Genomic DNA, 15,983 nt, shown 5'->3' on the forward strand with positions numbered 1-15,983 from the left:
CGGCTCACGGCAACGAGCGCGTGAGCCAGGCCACCTCACCGTTCTCCTCCGTCGACACACGGTCCCGCTCGAAGCCGAGCTTCTCCAGGACGCGGAGCGACGGCGTGTTCCAGGTGCCGACGGTCGACCAGAGCCGTTCCCGCCCGGTCGCGATCGCGGCGTCGATCACCGCTGCCGCCGCCTCGGTGGCGTAGCCGCGTCCGTGCGCGCGCTGGAACAGCTCGTAGGCGATCTCGGGCTCCTCCAGCGTGGTGCGGCCGATGATCAGCCCGCAGTAGCCGATGAAGTCGCCTTCCTCGCGGCGCTGGACGGGCAGCAGGGCGATCCCCGTGGTCTCCGTCGCCGCGAGCAGCTCCGCGATGGAGGACCGGATGCGTTCCACCGGGGGCTTGCCCTTGCCGCGCTCGGCGAGCAGGTCGCAGAACTCCTCGGCGTCCGACTCGGCCCACGGCCGCAGGATCAGCCGCTCGGTCTCCAGGTGGTACGGCATCGTCCGGTACGTGGTCATGACCCCACCCTCTCCTACGGGTCGTCGCGAACGCGCCCGGCCTCCCTCGGGACCGAGGGAGGCCGGGCGCGTTCGCACGGCGACGATCAAGCCGAGAGGCCCAGTTCGCGGGCGATCAGCATGCGCTGGACCTCGCTGGTGCCCTCGCCGATCTCCAGGATCTTGGAGTCGCGCCACATGCGGGCCACCGGGTACTCGTTCATGAAGCCGTAGCCGCCGTGGATCTGCGTGGCCTCGCGGGCGTTGTCGACGGCGACCGTGGAGGAGTACAGCTTCGCCAGCGCCGCCTCCTTCTTGAACGGCTCGCCAAGGACCAGGCGCGAGGCCGCGTCCCGCCAGCCGATCCGGGCCATGTGCGCCCGCATCTCCATGTCCGCGATCTTGAACTGGATGGCCTGGTTGTCGCCGATCGGCCGGCCGAAGGCGTGACGTTCCTTCGCGTACTTCACGGACTCGTCGACACAGCCCTGCGCGAGCCCGGTCGCCAGCGCCGAGATCGCGATCCGGCCCTCGTCGAGGATCCGGAGGAACTGCGCGTAGCCGCGGCCCTCCTCGCCGAGCAGGTTGGCCGCCGGCACGCGGACGTCGTCGAAGGACAGCTCGCGGGTGTCCGAGGCGTTCCAGCCGACCTTGGAGTAGGGCGCGGCGACGGTGAAGCCCGGGGTGCCGGAGGGCACGATGATCGAGGAGATCAGCGGGCGGCCGTCGGGCTTGCGGCCGGTGACGGCGGTGACGGTGACCAGGCCGGTGATGTCCGTGCCCGAGTTGGTGATGAAGCACTTCGAGCCGTTGATGACCCAGTCGTCGCCGTCACGGACGGCGGTGGTGCGGGTGCCGCCGGCGTCACTGCCCGCGCCGGGCTCGGTCAGGCCGAAGGCGCCCAGGATCTCGCCCGAGCACATCCGGGGGAGCCACTCCTGCTTCTGCTCCTCGGTGCCGAAGCGGTAGACCGGCATCGCGCCGAGCGAGACGCCCGCCTCCAGGGTGATGGCGACGGAGGAGTCGACGCGGGCGAGCTCCTCGAGCGCGATGCCGAGGGCGAGGTAGTCGCCGCCCATGCCGCCGTACTCCTCCGGGAAGGGCAGGCCGAACAGGCCCATCCGGCCCATCTCGCGGACGATCTCGTACGGGAACTCGTGGCGCTCGTAGTAGTCGCCGATCTTGGGCGCGACGACGTCGTGCGCGAACTCCTCCACGGTGCGGCGGAGTTCCTCGTGCTCTTCGGAGAGCCGGTGGTCGAGGGACATGGGTTCGTCACTCCTTGTGGGAGAGGGCGCGGACGGTACGGGACGGGCTCGGTCGGCCCAGTTGCTCGGCCATCCACACGCTGGTGGCGGTGAGGGCGGCCAGGTCGACCCCGGTCTCGACGCCGAGGCCGTCGAGCATCCATACGAGGTCTTCGGTGGCGAGGTTGCCCGTGGCGCTCTTGGCGTACGGGCAGCCGCCGAGGCCGCCGGCGGAGGCGTCGACCGTGGTGACGCCGTGCTGGAGGGCGGCGAGGGTGTTGGAGAGGGCCTGGCCGTAGGTGTCGTGGAAGTGCACGGCGAGGCGGGAGGTGGGCACCCCGGCCTCGTTCAGGCTCTGGAGGAGCCGGGTGACGTGACCGGGCGTGGCGACGCCGATCGTGTCGCCGAGGCTCAGCTCGTCGCAGCCCATCTCGGCCAGCGCCTTGGTGACGCGGACGACCTGCTCGACGGGGACGGCCCCCTCCCAGGGGTCGCCGAAGCACATGGAGAGGTAGCCGCGGATGCGGAGACCCTGCTCTATGGCGCGGGTGACGACGGGCTCGAACATGGCGAGGGCCTCGTCGACGGTCCGGTTGAGGTTGGCCTTCGCGAAGGACTCCGTGGCGGAGGCGAAGACGGCGATCTCGCGGGCGCCGAGGGCCATCGCACGGTCGAGACCGCGCTCGTTGGGCACCAGGACCGGGAGCCGGGCAGGGACGCCCTGGAGCAGCGGGAACAGCTCCTCCGCGTCCGCGAGCTGGGGCACCCACTTGGGGTGCACGAAGCTGGTCGCCTCGACGGTGGAGAGCCCGGCGGCGGCGAGCCGCCGCACGAACTCGGCCTTCGTGGCGGTCGGGACGACGGTCTTCTCGTTCTGCAGGCCGTCGCGGGGCCCGACCTCGTGGATCCGGACCCGGGCCGGGAGTCCGGGTGCGGGCACGTGCATGGGCAGGCCCGTGGTCATGCTTCCTCCCTGGGGGTCACCACGGCGAGGATCTGGTCCATGGCGACGGTGGAGCCGGGGGTGACGTCCAGCTCGGTGACGGTGCCGGCGTGCGGGGCGGAGATGACGTGCTCCATCTTCATGGCCTCGACGACGAGCAGGCTCTGCCCGGCCTCGACCTCGTCCCCGACCGCGACCTTGACGACGGTGACGGTGCCGGGCATGGGCGCGGCGAGGGTGTCGGCACCGCCGTGACGCGCGCCGGTGAGAGCGGCGGCGACGGGGTCGTGGTCCTGGACGTGCCAGGAGTCCCCGTCGCGTCCCAGCCAGAGCCCTTCGGGGGAGCGGGCGAGGCGGAAGTGGTGCACGACGCCGTCGAGATGGACGGTCACCCGGTCCGCGGAGACCTCGGCCGCTCCGGGCGAGACCGGTGCGTCGCCGAACAGCAGCTCGGCCGTCCTGGCCGTACCGCGCACGCGGACCGTCACCGGGTCGTGGCCCGGGACCCGGAAGTGGTGCGGGGTCCAGGACGGTCGGCCGCCCAGGCGCCAGCCGGAGGGGGCGTCGAAGGGGTCCGTCCAGGCGCCCGCCGGGGCCGTCGCCGGCGGGTACTGGCGTACCAGCGCCGCCGCCGCGTACACCTCCGGCGGTACGGACGCGTCGATCAGGCTCTCCGCGTCCCGTTCCACCAGGCCCGTGTCCAGGTCGCCGGTCATGACGTCCGGGTGGGCGAGGAGGCGGCGGAGGAAGCCCGCGTTCGTCTGCACGCCGAGGGTGACCGTGTCCGCGAGGGCCGCGCGGAGGCGGCGGAGGGCCGTGGGGCGGTCCTCCGCGTGGACGATGACCTTCGCGAGCATCGGGTCGTAGAGGCTGCCGACCTCCGTGCCCACGCTCAGGCCCGAGTCCGTGCGCGCCCCTGCGCCCTGGGGCTCGCCCAGTGCCAGGACCGTGCCGCCCGAGGGGAGGAAGCCGCGCGCGGGGTCCTCGGCGCAGATGCGCGCCTCGATCGCCCAGCCGTCCAGGCGGACGTCCGACTGGCCGAAGCCCAGCTTCTCGCCCGCCGCGACACGCAGCTGCCACTCCACCAGGTCGATGCCGGTGATCAGCTCCGTCACCGGGTGCTCCACCTGCAGGCGGGTGTTCATCTCCATGAAGTAGTACGAGGACGGGTCACCGCCCGGCACGATGAACTCGACCGTTCCCGCGCCCACGTATCCGCACGAGCGCGCCGCGTCGACCGCCGCCGCGCCCATCTCCTCGCGGATCTCGGGCGTCAGCAGGACGCTCGGGGCCTCCTCGATGATCTTCTGGTGGCGGCGCTGGAGCGAGCACTCGCGCTCGCCCAGGTGCACCACGTTGCCGTGGCCGTCCGCCAGGACCTGGATCTCGATGTGCCGCGGCCGGTCGATCCACCGCTCCACGAGCAGCGTGTCGTCCCCGAAGGAGGAACGCGCCTCCCGCCGGGCCGCCGCGATCTCGTCCGTCAGTGTCGACAGGTCGCGGACGAGCCGCATGCCCTTGCCGCCGCCGCCCGCCGAGGGCTTCAGCAGGACCGGGGCGCCCAGCTCGCGCGCCGCCGCCTCCAGTTCCGGGTCGGCCGCGCCGGGGACGACCGGCACGCCCGCCGCCTTCACCGTCTCCTTGGCCCGGATCTTGTCGCCCATCAGGGAGATCGCGGAGGCCGGAGGACCGATGAAGACCAGACCCGCGTCCGCGCACGCCTGGGCGAAGCCCGCGTTCTCGGCGAGGAAGCCGTAGCCCGGGTGGACCGCCTGCGCGCCGGTCCGGCGCGCCGCGTCGAGGAGCGCCTCGACCGAGAGGTACGACTCCGAGGCCGCCGGCGGACCGATCCGTACCGCCGTGTCCGCCTCGCGCACATGGCGCGCGTCGGCGTCGGCGTCGCTGTAGACCGCCACCGAACGCACGCCGAGCGCCCGCAGGGTGCGGATGACCCGGACCGCGATCTCGCCGCGATTGGCGACGAGCACTGTGTCGAACATGGACTCCCTCACATCCGGAAGACGCCGAACTGGGGGTCACCCAGGGGCGCGTTGGCACAGGCCGTCAGGGCGAGGCCCACCACCTGGCGGGTCTCCATCGGGTCGATGACCCCGTCGTCCCAGAGCCGCGCCGACGCGTAGTAGGCGTTGCCCTGGGTCTCGTACTGCGCGCGGATCGGGGCCTTGAAGGCCTCCTCGTCCTCCGCGCTCCACTCGTCGCCGAGCTGGTCCCGCTTGACCGTCGCGAGGACGGACGCGGCCTGCTCGCCGCCCATGACCGAGATCTTGGCGTTCGGCCACATCCACAGGAAGCGCGGCGAGTACGCCCGGCCGCACATCGAGTAGTTGCCCGCGCCGTACGAGCCGCCGACGACCACGGTCAGCTTCGGCACCCGCGTGCAGGCCACGGCGGTCACCATCTTGGCGCCGTGCTTGGCGATGCCGCCGGCCTCGTAGTCCTTGCCGACCATGAAGCCCGAGATGTTCTGCAGGAACAGCAGCGGGATGCCGCGCTGGTCGCACAGCTCGATGAAGTGCGCGCCCTTCTGGGCGGACTCGGCGAAGAGGATGCCGTTGTTGGCGACGATCCCGACCGGGTGGCCGTGGATCCGGGCGAAGCCGGTGATCAGCGTCTGCCCGTACTCGGCCTTGAACTCCTGGAAGCGGGAGGCGTCCACGATCCGGGCGATGACCTCGCGAACGTCGTACGGGGTACGGGAGTCGACCGGCACCGCGCCGTAGAGCCCCGCCGGGTCCACCTTCGGCTCCTCGACCGGCTCGACCGACCAGGGCAGTTCGCCCCGGGCGGGCAGGGTCGCGACGATGTTCCGGACGATGCGGAGCGCGTGGGCGTCGTCCTCGGCGAGGTGGTCGGTGACTCCGGACGTGCGGGAGTGCACCTCACCGCCGCCCAGCTCCTCCGCCGTGACGACCTCGCCGGTCGCGGCCTTCACCAGCGGCGGGCCGCCGAGGAAGATCGTGCCCTGGTTCCGTACGATCACGGCCTCGTCGCTCATCGCCGGGACGTACGCGCCACCGGCCGTGCAGGAGCCGAGGACGGCCGCGATCTGCGGGATTCCGGCGCCGGACATCCGGGCCTGGTTGTAGAAGATCCGGCCGAAGTGCTCGCGGTCCGGGAAGACCTCGTCCTGCATCGGCAGGAACGCGCCGCCCGAATCCACCAGGTAGAGGCAGGGGAGACGATTCTCCAGCGCCACCTCCTGGGCCCGCAGGTGCTTCTTCACCGTCATCGGGTAGTACGTGCCGCCCTTGACGGTGGCGTCGTTGGCGACGATCACGCACTCACGGCCCGAGACCCGCCCGATGCCCGCGATGACGCCGGCGGCCGGTGCCGCGTCGCCGTACATGCCGTTCGCGGCGAGCGGGGCCAGCTCCAGGAAGGGGGAACCCGGGTCCAGGAGCGTGTCCACGCGGTCGCGCGGCAGCAGTTTGCCGCGCGCGGTGTGCCGGGCGCGCGCCTTCTCGCCACCGCCGAGCGCCGCCGCGGCGAGCTTGGCGCGGAGTGTGGCCGAGAGCTCGTGGTGCGCCGCCTCATTGGCCTGCCAGGCCGCCGACGCGGGGTCCGCCGCGCTCGTCAGCACAGGTGCCTGCTGCATCTCTCGAGCTCCCTTGCTCGGTTAATGAGCGTTAACGTATGTCGTTCAGGTTAACGACCGCTAACCCGGTTGTCTAGAATCGCTTCCATGACCACCACCGCCAGGACCGACGCCCCCACGCGACGCGAGCAGATCCTCAAGGAGGCCGCTCGCCTCTTCGCCGAGCGCGGCTTCCACGGTGTGGGCGTCGACGAGATAGGAGCCGCCGTCGGCATCAGCGGTCCCGGGCTCTACCGGCACTTCCCGGGCAAGGACGCGATGCTCGCCGAGCTGCTCGTCGGGATCAGCGAGCGGCTCCTGGACGGCGGCCGGCTCCGGGTCGGCGAGGAGTCGGGCGGCCCTCGGGCGCTGCTCGGCTCGCTGATCGACGGGCACATCGACTTCGCGCTCGACGACCGGCCCCTGATCACCCTGCACGACCGGGAGCTGGACCGGCTCAAGGACGAGGACCGCAAGCGGGTGCGCCAGCTCCAGCGGCAGTACGTGGAACTGTGGGTGGCGGTCGTACGGGAGCTGTACCCGGCGGCGGGGGAGTCGGAGGCGCGGGCCGCCGTCCACGCCGTCTTCGGTCTCCTGAACTCGACGCCGCACCTCGCGGCGCTGGGGCGCCAGTCGATGGAGGAGCTGCTGAGGCGGCTGGCGCACGGGGCGTTCGGGGCGCTCGCGGAAGCGTAGCCACCGGTCCAGGGGGTGAAAGGCGAGTGAGCCGAAGGGCGCCCGCGGGTGCCGAAAGGGAGAGCGCGCACAGGTCCTGAGGAACGAAGGACCGAGCACGGTCGACCGTCGGCGCACGCAGAGGGGCGCCCGGAGGCGAACCGAGCCCGTGAATCGGGCCGCCGGTGGCGCGGCGGCCCGGCAGAATGTGGCTCATGCCGATACTCAGTCGCCCCGCCCTTGTCGAGCACCTCGTACGGACCCGGATCGCGGGCGATGTCGCCACCCCGCGCGACAACAACCTCTCCCACTACCGCAAGCTCGCCAACGGAGACCGGCACTACTGGCTCGGTCTGGAACTCGGCGACCGGTGGGCGGACGAGCAGGACGTCCTCGCCGTGATGGCCGAGCGGTGCGGCGTGAACGACGACCCCGCCCACCGCACCGGGCAGGACACCATCGACCCCGAGCTGACCGTCGACGCCCTCGACCGGGCGGCCGCGCGTCTGCGCAAGGCCGCCGCCGGCCGGGAGCGGGTGCTCTTCGCGACCGGCCACCCGGGTGCGCTGATCGACGCCCACAGCCGGGTCGCCGCGGCGCTGCGGGCCGAGGGCTGCGACATCGTACGGATCCCGGGCGGGCTCGTGGCCGACGAGGGGTACGTCGTCCAGTTCGCCGACGTGGCCGTCTTCGAGCGGGGCGCCAGCCTCTGGCACACCCATTCGCCGGAGCCCATGAACGCGATCCTGGACGGCCTGGAGGCCCTGGGGGAGGCCCGGCCCGACCTGGTCGTCGCCGACCACGGCTGGGCCGGCCGCGCGGGTCAGCGGGGGATCGACTCCGTCGGGTACGCCGACTGCAACGATCCGGCGCTCTTCATCGGCGAGGCGGAGGGGACGATGCAGGTCACGATCCCGCTGGACGACCACGTCCTGGACCCCCGCTCCTACGAACCCCTGACGGCCTACCTCCTGGCCGCGGCAGGCCTGACGCGCGACTGACCTCACGGTGCCCCGTGGCCCGTCACGTGCGGCGGCGGGCCGGGGTGGGGTCCAGGTAGACGCGGCGGATCGCCGGGAACCGTTCCCGCAGCTGCTGCTCCGCCTCCTCGCACGCCCACTCCACCTGCCCCGCCGAGGACACGTCACGGAAGTCGATCTTCGCCGCGATCAGCACCTCCTCCGGGCCCTGGATCAGCGTCGTCAGTTCGAGCACGTCGATGATGTGCGGCACGGACAGCAGCTCCTCACGGATCTCGTCCCGCATCCGCCCCGGCACCGGGCGGCCGATCAGCAGCTCCGCGTTGGAGCGGCCGAGCACCCACGCCACGTACACGAGCAGGGCGCCGATGAGGATCGAGGCGACACCGTCCCAGAGGCTGTCGCCGGTGATCTCCACGCCGAGCAGGCCGCCCGCGGCGAGCAGCAGTCCGGCCAGGGCCGCCGAGTCCTCCATCACCACGGCCTTGACCGTGGTGTCGGGCGTGCGCCGCAGGTAGCGGCCGAACGGCGTCTCCCTCCGCTCCGCCTCGCCCCTGACCTGGCGGACGCCGGTCCGCAGCGAGAAGCCCTCCAGGACGAAGGCGACGCCGAGCACGATGTACGAGACGAGCGGGTCGCCCACCTCCTCGCCGTACACGAGCGTGTGGATGCCGTCGTAGAACGAGAAGACCGCGCCGCCGACGAAGGTGGCGACGGCGGCGAGCAGCGCCCAGACGTAGCGCTCGTTCGCGTACCCGAGCGGATGGTCCTCGTCGGCCGGCTTCTCGCTCCGCCTGAGCGCGGTGAGCAGCATGACCTCGGTGACCGTGTCGGCGACCGAATGGGCCGCCTCGGAGAGCATCGCGCTCGACCCGCTGATCACGCCCGCCACCGCCTTGGCGACGGCGATCCCGAGGTTCGCCACCGCCGCCACGATCACGGTGAAGGTGCTCTCACTGTTCTGTGAGCCGCCGTTCTGTGCCATGTTCGGACGGTATGTCCGGGTGTCGGTGCGGAAGGTCAACGACACCGCCCCTCCCGCACGACGGTGCTAGAAATAAGGCATGGCTGGATTCGTCAGCCGCATGCGCTCGATGCTGAGCGCACGGACCGTCGCCCGTCAGGTCTTCTTCCTCCAGGTGGCGATCGTGGTGCTCCTGGTCGTCGCGGCCATGGTGGCGCTCGTCCTGCAGTCCCGGAGCGACAGCGAGCGGGAGGCCCGCAACCGGTCCCTCGCGGTGGCGCAGACCTTTGCCAGCTCGCCGGGGCTCGACGACGCCCTGGCGAGCTCCGACCCCTCGGCGGTCCTGCAGCCGAGGGCCGAGCGGGCGCGGGCCGGATCCGACGTGTCGTTCGTCGTGGTGATGACCCCCGAGGGAGTGCGGTACACCCACCCCGACCCCGCCCAGATCGGGCGGAAGTACATCGGCACGATCGGCCCTGCGGCGGCGGGCGGCATCGTCAGCGAGACCGTCAGCGGAACGCTCGGCCCCTCCATCCGCGCGGTCGTGCCCGTCGTCGGGCAGAACGGCGACGTGATCGCCCTGGTGGCCGCCGGAGTCACCAACGAGCAGGTGAGCGGGCTCGTCGAGGACCAGCTGCCGCTCCTGTTCGGCACCGCGGCCGGCGCACTCGCCCTCACCACGGGCGGAACCGCGCTGGTCAGCCGGCGGCTGATGCGCCAGACCCATGGTCTGGGACCCGCCGAGATGACGCGGATGTACGACCATCACGACGCGGTGCTGCACGCCGTGCGCGAGGGCGTGCTCATCCTCGACGGGGAACGCCGCCTAGTGCTGGCCAACGACGAGGCGCGCCGGCTGCTCGGCCTCGCCCCCGACGCGACCGGGCGCACGGCGCTGGACCTGGGGATCGACCCGGACATGGCCGAGCTGCTGGACTCGGGCCGCCCGGCCGCCGACGAGGTGCACGTGGCGGGCGACCGCCTGCTCGCCGTCAACCAGCGCCTCACCGACCGCGACGGCGGTCCGCCCGGCAGCGTCGTCACCCTGCGGGACACCACCGAACTGCAGGCGCTCACCGGCAGGGCCGACATCGCGAGGGAGCGGCTGCGGCTGGTGTACGACGCGGGAGTGCGCATCGGGACCACGCTCGACGTCGTGCGGACCGCCCAGGAACTCGCCGACCTCGCCGTCCCGCGGTTCGCCGACTTCGTCACCGTCGACCTCGCCGACCCGGTCGTGCTGGGGGAGGAACCGGCGGGCAAGGGCGCGGACATGCGGCGCGTGGCGTTCCGCGGCATCCGGGACGACAGCCCCCTCTACAAGACCGGCAGCCTGATCAGCTTCGTGCCGTCCACCCCCCAGGCGGCCGGCTTCGGAACGGGGAAGGTGGTCGTGGAGGCGGACATGACCACGCTCTCCGGCTGGCAGGAGCAGGACCCGGCCAACGCCCGCAGGCTTCTCTCGTACGGGATCCACTCGATGATCGCGGCCCCTCTGCGGGCCAGGGGCGTCATCCTGGGCGTGGCGACGTTCTGGCGCGCTGAGAAGCCCGAGCCCTTCGAGGAGGAGGACCAGTCGCTCGCCGAGGAACTGGTCGCCCGCGCCGCGATGAGCGTCGACAACGCCCGCCGGTACACACACGAGCACACCATGGCGGTCACCCTGCAGCGCAGCCTGCTGCCACGGGGTCTTCCCCGGCAGACCGCCGTGGACCTCGCCCACCGCTATCTGCCCGCGCAGGCGGGGGCGGGCGGGGTGGGCGGTGTCGGCGGGGACTGGTTCGACGTCATCCCGCTCCCGGGCGCCCGGATCGCGCTCGTCGTCGGCGACGTCGTCGGGCACGGCCTGCACGCCGCCGCCACCATGGGCCGGCTGCGGACCGCCGTCCACAACTTCGCCACCCTCGATCTGCCCCCGGACGAACTGCTGTGGCACCTGGACGAGCTGGTCGCCCGGATCGACGAGGACGAAGGCACGCACGGGAACGGGGAGGGGGAGGAGGACGGAGACGCGGGCGGAGACGGGGACGGGGGCCCGCACGGGGAAGGGGACGGGGGCTGGGGCCGGCACGGGGAAGGGGACGGGGACTGGGGCCCGCGCGGGGAAGGGGACGGGGACGGGGGCCCGCACGGGGAAGGGGACGGGGGCTGGGGCCGGCACGGGGCCGGAGGAGACGCCGGTACGGTCGCGCAGATCACCGGCGCCACCTGCCTCTACGCGATCTACGACCCGGGCTCCCGGATCTGCACCCTCGCCCGCGCCGGGCATCTCGGTCCCGTCCTCGTGCGGCCCGACGGCACCGCCGAGTACCTCCAGATCCCCGGCGGTCCGCCGCTGGGTCTGGGCGGCCTGCCCTTCGAGACGGTCGAGCTGGAGCTCCCCGAGGGCAGCACCCTCGTGCTCTACACCGACGGCCTCGTCGAGGACCGCGGCCGCGACATCGACGAGGGTCTCGAACTGCTGCGCCGCGCGGTCGCCCACCCCGGGCGCACCCCCGAGGAGACCTGCCGCGCCGCCCTGGGATGCCTGTCGCCGGGGCGCCCGCGCGACGACGTCGCCGTGCTGGTCGCCAGGACCCGCGTCCTGGACGCCGACCGCACCGTCGCCTGGGAGGTGCGCCCGGACCCCTCCGCCGTGGGCCCGGTGCGCGCCGAGGCGGCCCGGACGCTGGAGGGCTGGGGCCTGCACGAGGAGGCGTTCGTCACCGAGCTGATCCTGAGCGAGCTGGTCACCAACGCCATCCGCTACGGCACCGGCCCGATCCGGGTGCGGCTGATCCGCGACCGTGTCCTCATCTGCGAGGTGTCCGACGGCAGCAGCACCGCCCCGCACCTGCGCCGGGCGGCGGAGTCGGACGAGGGAGGGCGTGGTCTGTTCCTCGTGGCGCAGTTCGCCGAGCGCTGGGGAACGCGGTACACCCCCCAGGGCAAGGTCATCTGGACGGAACAGGCCATCCCCGGTTAGCGGGCCGGAGGCCCGGCCGGGGACGGAGCGCACGTCGTCGGCGCCTCACCGCGGGACGCGGACGACACCCTCCTGGATGACGGAGATCGCCAGCCGCCCGTCCTGGGTGTAGATCCGGGCCTGTCCGAGCCCGCGTCCGCCCGACGCGGACGGCGACTCCTGGTCGTACAGCAGCCATTCGTCCGCCCGGAACGGCCGGTGGAACCACATCGCGTGGTCCAGCGAGGCCCCGACGACGTCCCCGACCGCCCAGCCGCCCCGCCCGTGGGCGAGGAGGATCGAGTCGAGCAGCGTCATGTCGGAGACATAGGTGGCGAGTACGACGTGCAGGAGCGGGTCGTCGGCCAGCTTGCCGTTCGTACGGAACCAGACCTGCGAGCGCGGTTCGCGCGGCTCGCCGACGGAGCCCCACGGGGGCGTGTCGGCGTAGCGCAGGTCGACCGCGGCCCGGGCCTCGATCAGCCGGTCCGCGACCTCGCGGGGAAGGTGGCGGGGCAGCATCTCGGCCGGGGTCGGCAGCGACTCCGGGTTCGGTGCGGCCGGCATGTCGTACTGGTGGTCCAGGCCCTCCTCGTACGTCTGGAAGGACGCCGAGAGGTGGAAGATCGGCTGGCCGTGCTGGACCGCCACCACACGACGGGTGGTGAAGGAACGGCCGTCGCGGATGCGGTCGACGTTGTAGACGATCGGCGCGCCCGGGTCGCCGGCGCGCAGGAAGTACGCGTGCAGCGAGTGGGCGAGACGGTCCTGGGGCACGGTCCGGCCCGCCGCCACCAGCGCCTGGGCGGCCACCTGGCCGCCGAAGACGCGGGGAACGATCGACGGGCGGGACTGTCCCCGGAAGATGTCCTGCTCGATCCGCTCCAGATCGAGCAGATCGAGCAGGTCATCCAGTGCAGCGTGGTGCGCTTCGGGCACTTACAGACCCATCGACTTGGCGATGATCGACTTCATGATCTCGCTGGTGCCGCCGTAGATGCGGTTGACGCGGTTGTCCGCGTACAGGCGCGCGATCGGGTACTCGTTCATGTAGCCGTAGCCGCCGTGCAGCTGGAGGCAGCGGTCGATCACGCGGTGCGCGACCTCGGTGCAGAAGAGCTTCGCGCTCGCGGCCTCGGCCGGGGTCAGCTCGCCCGCGTCCAGGGCCTCCAGGGCGCGGTCGGCGACCGCCTCGGCGGCGTCCACCTCGGCCTGGCAGGCGGCCAGCTCGAACTTGGTGTTCTGGAAGTGCGCGACCGGCTTGCCGAAGACGGTGCGCTCCTGCACGTACTGCTGGGCGAAGCGGACGGCGGCCTTGGCCTGCGCGTAGGCGCCGAAGGCGATGCCCCAGCGCTCGGAGGCCAGGTTGTGGCCCAGGTAGTAGAAGCCCTTGTTCTCCTCGCCGAGCAGGTCCTCGACCGGCACCTTCACGTCGACGAACGCCAGCTCGGCGGTGTCGGAGGTGCGCAGGCCGAGCTTGTCCAGCTTGCGGCCGATGGAGTAGCCCTCGGACTTGGTGTCCACGGCGAAGAGGGAGATGCCGTGGCGGCGGTCCTCGGCCGTCGGGGCGGACGTACGGGCGCAGACGATCACGCGGTCGGCGTGGACGCCACCGGTGATGAAGGTCTTGGCACCGTTGAGGACGTAGTGCGTGCCGTCCTCGGAGAGCTTGGCGGTGGTCTTCATGCCCGCGACGTCGGAGCCGGTGCCCGGCTCGGTCATCGCCAGCGCCCACATCTCGTCGCCGGAGACGAAGTTCGGGAGGTAACGCTTCTTCTGCTCGTCGGTGGCGAGCATCTTGATGTAGGGCAGGGCGAGCAGCACGTGCACGCCGGAGCCGCCGAACTGGACGCCCGCGCGCGAGGTCTCCTCGTACAGGACGGCCTCGAACTTGTGGGTGTCCAGGCCCGCGCCGCCGAACTCCTCGGGGACGTTGATGCCGAAGATGCCCAGCTCGCCGAGCTTGCCGTAGAACTCGCGCGGTGCCTGGCCCGCGGCGAACCACTCGTCGTAGACGGGGACGACCTCGGCCTCGATGAAGGCCCGGATGGTCTCCCGGAACGCCTCGTGGTCCTCGTTGAATACCGTACGGCGCACGAGCCGCCTCCTTCGGAGTCCTGCGTACCTGACGCACTATGCCTAAGCGCTTGCTCAGTCAAGTTACCCATCGGTTCGCGCCGCTGTCCAGATCTGGAGCACCCAGCGTTGCCCACATCACGTCCGGTCAGGAGCCGGAGGCCTCTTCGCGGATCCAGCGACGGTTCACGTCGTCGTACGCGAACAAAGGCCTGCCGGCGACGGGGGCGGTGCGGAACGGCTGCCCGTCGTCGGTGATCCGGACCGTCCCCGAACGGCCCTCGCTGCTCCACACCAGCTCCAGGTACCAGCGGCAGTCGCAGCCTGCCGTCCGGGCGGTGACGAGCAGCTCCTCCGGGTCCGACGAGGTCACCGCGTAGGGGAAGGAGATCGCCGGGAGCGTCCGGCCCTCCTCCCCGGAGGCGTCGTACCCGTCGCGTGCCCGAGCCACCGGCCGCGGCCGGTCCAGATCCACCTCGAAAAGGCGCGGCGTCACCGCCCCGCCGCACCCGTCGCCCATCCGGTACGCCGCCCACGGCAGCGGCGCGCCCCGCTCCACCACCCGCACGTGCAGCGCCTGGAGCACCACCGCCGCCGCGCCCTTCCCCTGCACCGACACCCGCACCAGCGTCTCCCCGCCGTCCACGGCCTCCTGCGCCGCCGCCCAGCCCCGCGCGTCGGCCTCCTCCGGCGGGGGAGGGGGCGTCCGCTCCATGAGGTAGGTGTACGCGCACCCGCCCTTCCAGATGTCCGAGGCGACCGTCCACGTCAGCGGCGCCGGTGGTTCGGCGGCCCGCTCCCGGGTCTTCCCGGGCAGGAGTACGGCTCCGAGCGTCACCGTCCCCACGACCGCCAGCGCCCCGCAGACCACGCCCACCCATCCCCACCGGCGCCTCCGCCGCTCGGACGGGAGGCCCGGCACGCGCGCGTGCACGGGTTCCGGCCCGGGCGCGGGTCCCGCCTCCGGGGCCGGCGCGGGCTCCGGAGTCGGCTTCGGCTCCGGAGCGGGCTCAGGTGTCGCCTCCGGGCCGGGTTCCGGTGCCGGAGGGCGGCGGGCGCCGTCCGCGCGGGTCCAGGCCACCTCCAGGGCGCGCCGCTCCTCCTCGTCCGCCCCGCACAGCAGGGCGAGGCGGTCGACCACGGCGAAGTCCTCCGGGACGGTCGCGCCGGAGCAGTAGCGGTGGAGGGTGGACGCGCTGACGCTCAGGCGCCGGCCCAGCGCCTCGTAGCTCCTCCCGTCCCGCGCCTTCAGCGCGCGCACGAGCCGCGCGAACTCCTCGACGGCGGCGTCCTTCGGCATTCCATCCCCCTCGACCCTGCGTCCCACCCTTCACGTCCTTGCACGTCAGCAGGGGTGGAATGGTTCCGGGACGGAGGGTGGGCGCGTCACCGTTGCAGGCGGCGGGCGCCGGCCCGACGCTGGTGGAGCACTGACCGAACGACCCGACGGGGGATCCACCAGCATGAACAAGCTCCGTACCGCACTCGCCACCGCCGCCGCTGCCGCCCTGGGACTCGCGGCCCTCGCCACGGCCCCGGCGCAGGCCGCCGCCCAGCCCGCCTTCCTCGCCGCCTCCCAGATGCCGCCGTCGTCGACGCCGTGGACCGCCACCCAGGTCTTCACCGGCGTCCCGGAGAACGGCGGCGCCCTCTGCGCCCCCTACAAGATCCCGGCGCAGAACACCCGCTACCGCGAGTTCAGCACCGAGCTCGACACCAACGGCGTCCAGATCACCACCGTCGCCCGCACCGAGGCCGACGCCGTGAAGCTGGTCGACACCCTCCGCAAGGCGCTCGCCGGCTGCGGCCCCCTGCTGGAGCGGCAGAACCCGGGCCTGCGGGCCGTCAGCGCCTCCCACGGCAAGCTCGCCGTCGAGGAGGGCGCCTGGGTCTACAGCCTGGACACCGCCGACCCGCAGATCGGCAGCACCGACATCCACCTCTTCTCCGTCGGCCGCGACGGCCGCACCGTCACGTATGTCCGGTGGGGTCAGATGGGCGATCTGAAGGACGCCCCGGTGGAGGCCTTCAAGACCACCACGCGCACCGCGGTGAACAAGCTCCGCTGACGC

At 72.5% G+C, this 15,983-nt stretch carries 13 protein-coding genes; 4 read left to right on the forward strand and 9 right to left on the reverse strand.

Going from position 1 to position 15,983, the window contains the following annotated elements; translation table 11 throughout:
* Window positions 1-4: 4 nt before the first annotated feature.
* The 5 genes from ACFVGW_RS11855 to ACFVGW_RS11875 form a co-directional block, all read right to left on the reverse strand.
* Window positions 5-508, reverse strand: coding sequence for a GNAT family N-acetyltransferase (locus ACFVGW_RS11855; RefSeq protein WP_385851845.1), 504 nt, complete (start codon window positions 506-508; stop codon window positions 5-7).
* 86 nt (window positions 509-594) lie between these two features.
* Window positions 595-1,755: an acyl-CoA dehydrogenase family protein gene (locus ACFVGW_RS11860; RefSeq protein ID WP_158987554.1), complete on the reverse strand. Its 1,161-nt coding sequence runs from the start codon at window positions 1,753-1,755 to the stop codon at window positions 595-597.
* Between the two features lie 7 nt (window positions 1,756-1,762).
* Entirely contained in the window at window positions 1,763-2,698 is a 936-nt protein-coding gene (locus ACFVGW_RS11865) for a hydroxymethylglutaryl-CoA lyase (RefSeq protein ID WP_383223885.1), read from the reverse strand.
* Window positions 2,695-4,677, reverse strand: a complete 1,983-nt coding sequence (locus tag ACFVGW_RS11870) for a biotin carboxylase N-terminal domain-containing protein (protein ID WP_383311464.1) — start codon at window positions 4,675-4,677, stop codon at window positions 2,695-2,697. Before ACFVGW_RS11870 ends, ACFVGW_RS11865 begins: the two co-directional genes overlap by 4 nt.
* 8 nt (window positions 4,678-4,685) lie before the next feature.
* Window positions 4,686-6,293 (reverse strand): carboxyl transferase domain-containing protein, encoded by a 1,608-nt coding sequence (locus tag ACFVGW_RS11875; protein WP_383223882.1) that lies wholly within the window; start codon window positions 6,291-6,293, stop codon window positions 4,686-4,688.
* Between the two features lie 87 nt (window positions 6,294-6,380).
* Here ACFVGW_RS11875 and ACFVGW_RS11880 point away from each other — a divergent pair, with 87 nt between their 5' ends.
* Complete coding sequence (locus tag ACFVGW_RS11880; protein WP_383223879.1) at window positions 6,381-6,968, forward strand: TetR/AcrR family transcriptional regulator; 588 nt, start codon at window positions 6,381-6,383, stop codon at window positions 6,966-6,968.
* A 194-nt stretch (window positions 6,969-7,162) separates the two neighbouring features.
* Window positions 7,163-7,948 carry a phosphatase gene (locus ACFVGW_RS11885; RefSeq protein ID WP_352190581.1) on the forward strand — a complete coding sequence of 262 codons (786 nt, stop codon included), beginning with the start codon at window positions 7,163-7,165 and terminating at the stop codon, window positions 7,946-7,948.
* Window positions 7,949-7,970: 22 nt separating this feature from the next.
* Here the strand turns inward: ACFVGW_RS11885 and ACFVGW_RS11890 are convergent, their stop codons facing one another.
* The gene (locus ACFVGW_RS11890; RefSeq protein ID WP_383311465.1) at window positions 7,971-8,912 is read right to left on the reverse strand and encodes a cation diffusion facilitator family transporter; all 942 of its coding nucleotides are present in this window, start codon (window positions 8,910-8,912) and stop codon (window positions 7,971-7,973) included.
* A gap of 79 nt (window positions 8,913-8,991) precedes the next feature.
* Here ACFVGW_RS11890 and ACFVGW_RS11895 point away from each other — a divergent pair, with 79 nt between their 5' ends.
* Window positions 8,992-11,856: a SpoIIE family protein phosphatase gene (locus tag ACFVGW_RS11895; protein ID WP_385851846.1), complete on the forward strand. Its 2,865-nt coding sequence runs from the start codon at window positions 8,992-8,994 to the stop codon at window positions 11,854-11,856.
* 45 nt (window positions 11,857-11,901) lie between these two features.
* Here ACFVGW_RS11895 and ACFVGW_RS11900 read toward each other — a convergent pair whose 3' ends face one another.
* From ACFVGW_RS11900 to ACFVGW_RS11910, 3 genes are all read right to left on the reverse strand, one after another.
* Entirely contained in the window at window positions 11,902-12,774 is an 873-nt protein-coding gene (locus ACFVGW_RS11900; protein WP_385851847.1) for an acyl-CoA thioesterase, read from the reverse strand.
* Window positions 12,775-13,932: an acyl-CoA dehydrogenase family protein gene (locus tag ACFVGW_RS11905; protein WP_329120307.1), complete on the reverse strand. Its 1,158-nt coding sequence runs from the start codon at window positions 13,930-13,932 to the stop codon at window positions 12,775-12,777.
* 127 nt (window positions 13,933-14,059) lie between these two features.
* Window positions 14,060-15,211 (reverse strand): helix-turn-helix domain-containing protein, encoded by a 1,152-nt coding sequence (locus tag ACFVGW_RS11910; RefSeq protein WP_385851848.1) that lies wholly within the window; start codon window positions 15,209-15,211, stop codon window positions 14,060-14,062.
* A gap of 163 nt (window positions 15,212-15,374) precedes the next feature.
* On the opposite strand from ACFVGW_RS11910, the gene ACFVGW_RS11915 reads away from it, so the two are divergent.
* Window positions 15,375-15,980: a hypothetical protein gene (locus tag ACFVGW_RS11915; RefSeq protein WP_385851849.1), complete on the forward strand. Its 606-nt coding sequence runs from the start codon at window positions 15,375-15,377 to the stop codon at window positions 15,978-15,980.
* The last annotated feature ends 3 nt before the right edge of the window (window positions 15,981-15,983 follow it).

The organism is Streptomyces sp. NPDC127129 (assembly GCF_042671585.1).
In the GTDB taxonomy this organism is placed as follows: Bacteria; Actinomycetota; Actinomycetes; order Streptomycetales; family Streptomycetaceae; genus Streptomyces.

Coding starts and splice junctions, on each gene's coding strand:
- ACFVGW_RS11875 (WP_383223882.1), bottom strand. CDS start 6,293: ATGCAGCAGGCACCTGTGCTGACGAGCGCGGCGGACCCCGCGTCGGCG.
- ACFVGW_RS11885 (WP_352190581.1), top strand. CDS start 7,163: ATGCCGATACTCAGTCGCCCCGCCCTTGTCGAGCACCTCGTACGGACC.
- ACFVGW_RS11890 (WP_383311465.1), bottom strand. CDS start 8,912: ATGGCACAGAACGGCGGCTCACAGAACAGTGAGAGCACCTTCACCGTG.
- ACFVGW_RS11870 (WP_383311464.1), bottom strand. CDS start 4,677: ATGTTCGACACAGTGCTCGTCGCCAATCGCGGCGAGATCGCGGTCCGG.
- ACFVGW_RS11860 (WP_158987554.1), bottom strand. CDS start 1,755: ATGTCCCTCGACCACCGGCTCTCCGAAGAGCACGAGGAACTCCGCCGC.
- ACFVGW_RS11865 (WP_383223885.1), bottom strand. CDS start 2,698: ATGACCACGGGCCTGCCCATGCACGTGCCCGCACCCGGACTCCCGGCC.
- ACFVGW_RS11880 (WP_383223879.1), top strand. CDS start 6,381: ATGACCACCACCGCCAGGACCGACGCCCCCACGCGACGCGAGCAGATC.
- ACFVGW_RS11910 (WP_385851848.1), bottom strand. CDS start 15,211: ATGCCGAAGGACGCCGCCGTCGAGGAGTTCGCGCGGCTCGTGCGCGCG.
- ACFVGW_RS11855 (WP_385851845.1), bottom strand. CDS start 508: ATGACCACGTACCGGACGATGCCGTACCACCTGGAGACCGAGCGGCTG.
- ACFVGW_RS11895 (WP_385851846.1), top strand. CDS start 8,992: ATGGCTGGATTCGTCAGCCGCATGCGCTCGATGCTGAGCGCACGGACC.
- ACFVGW_RS11915 (WP_385851849.1), top strand. CDS start 15,375: ATGAACAAGCTCCGTACCGCACTCGCCACCGCCGCCGCTGCCGCCCTG.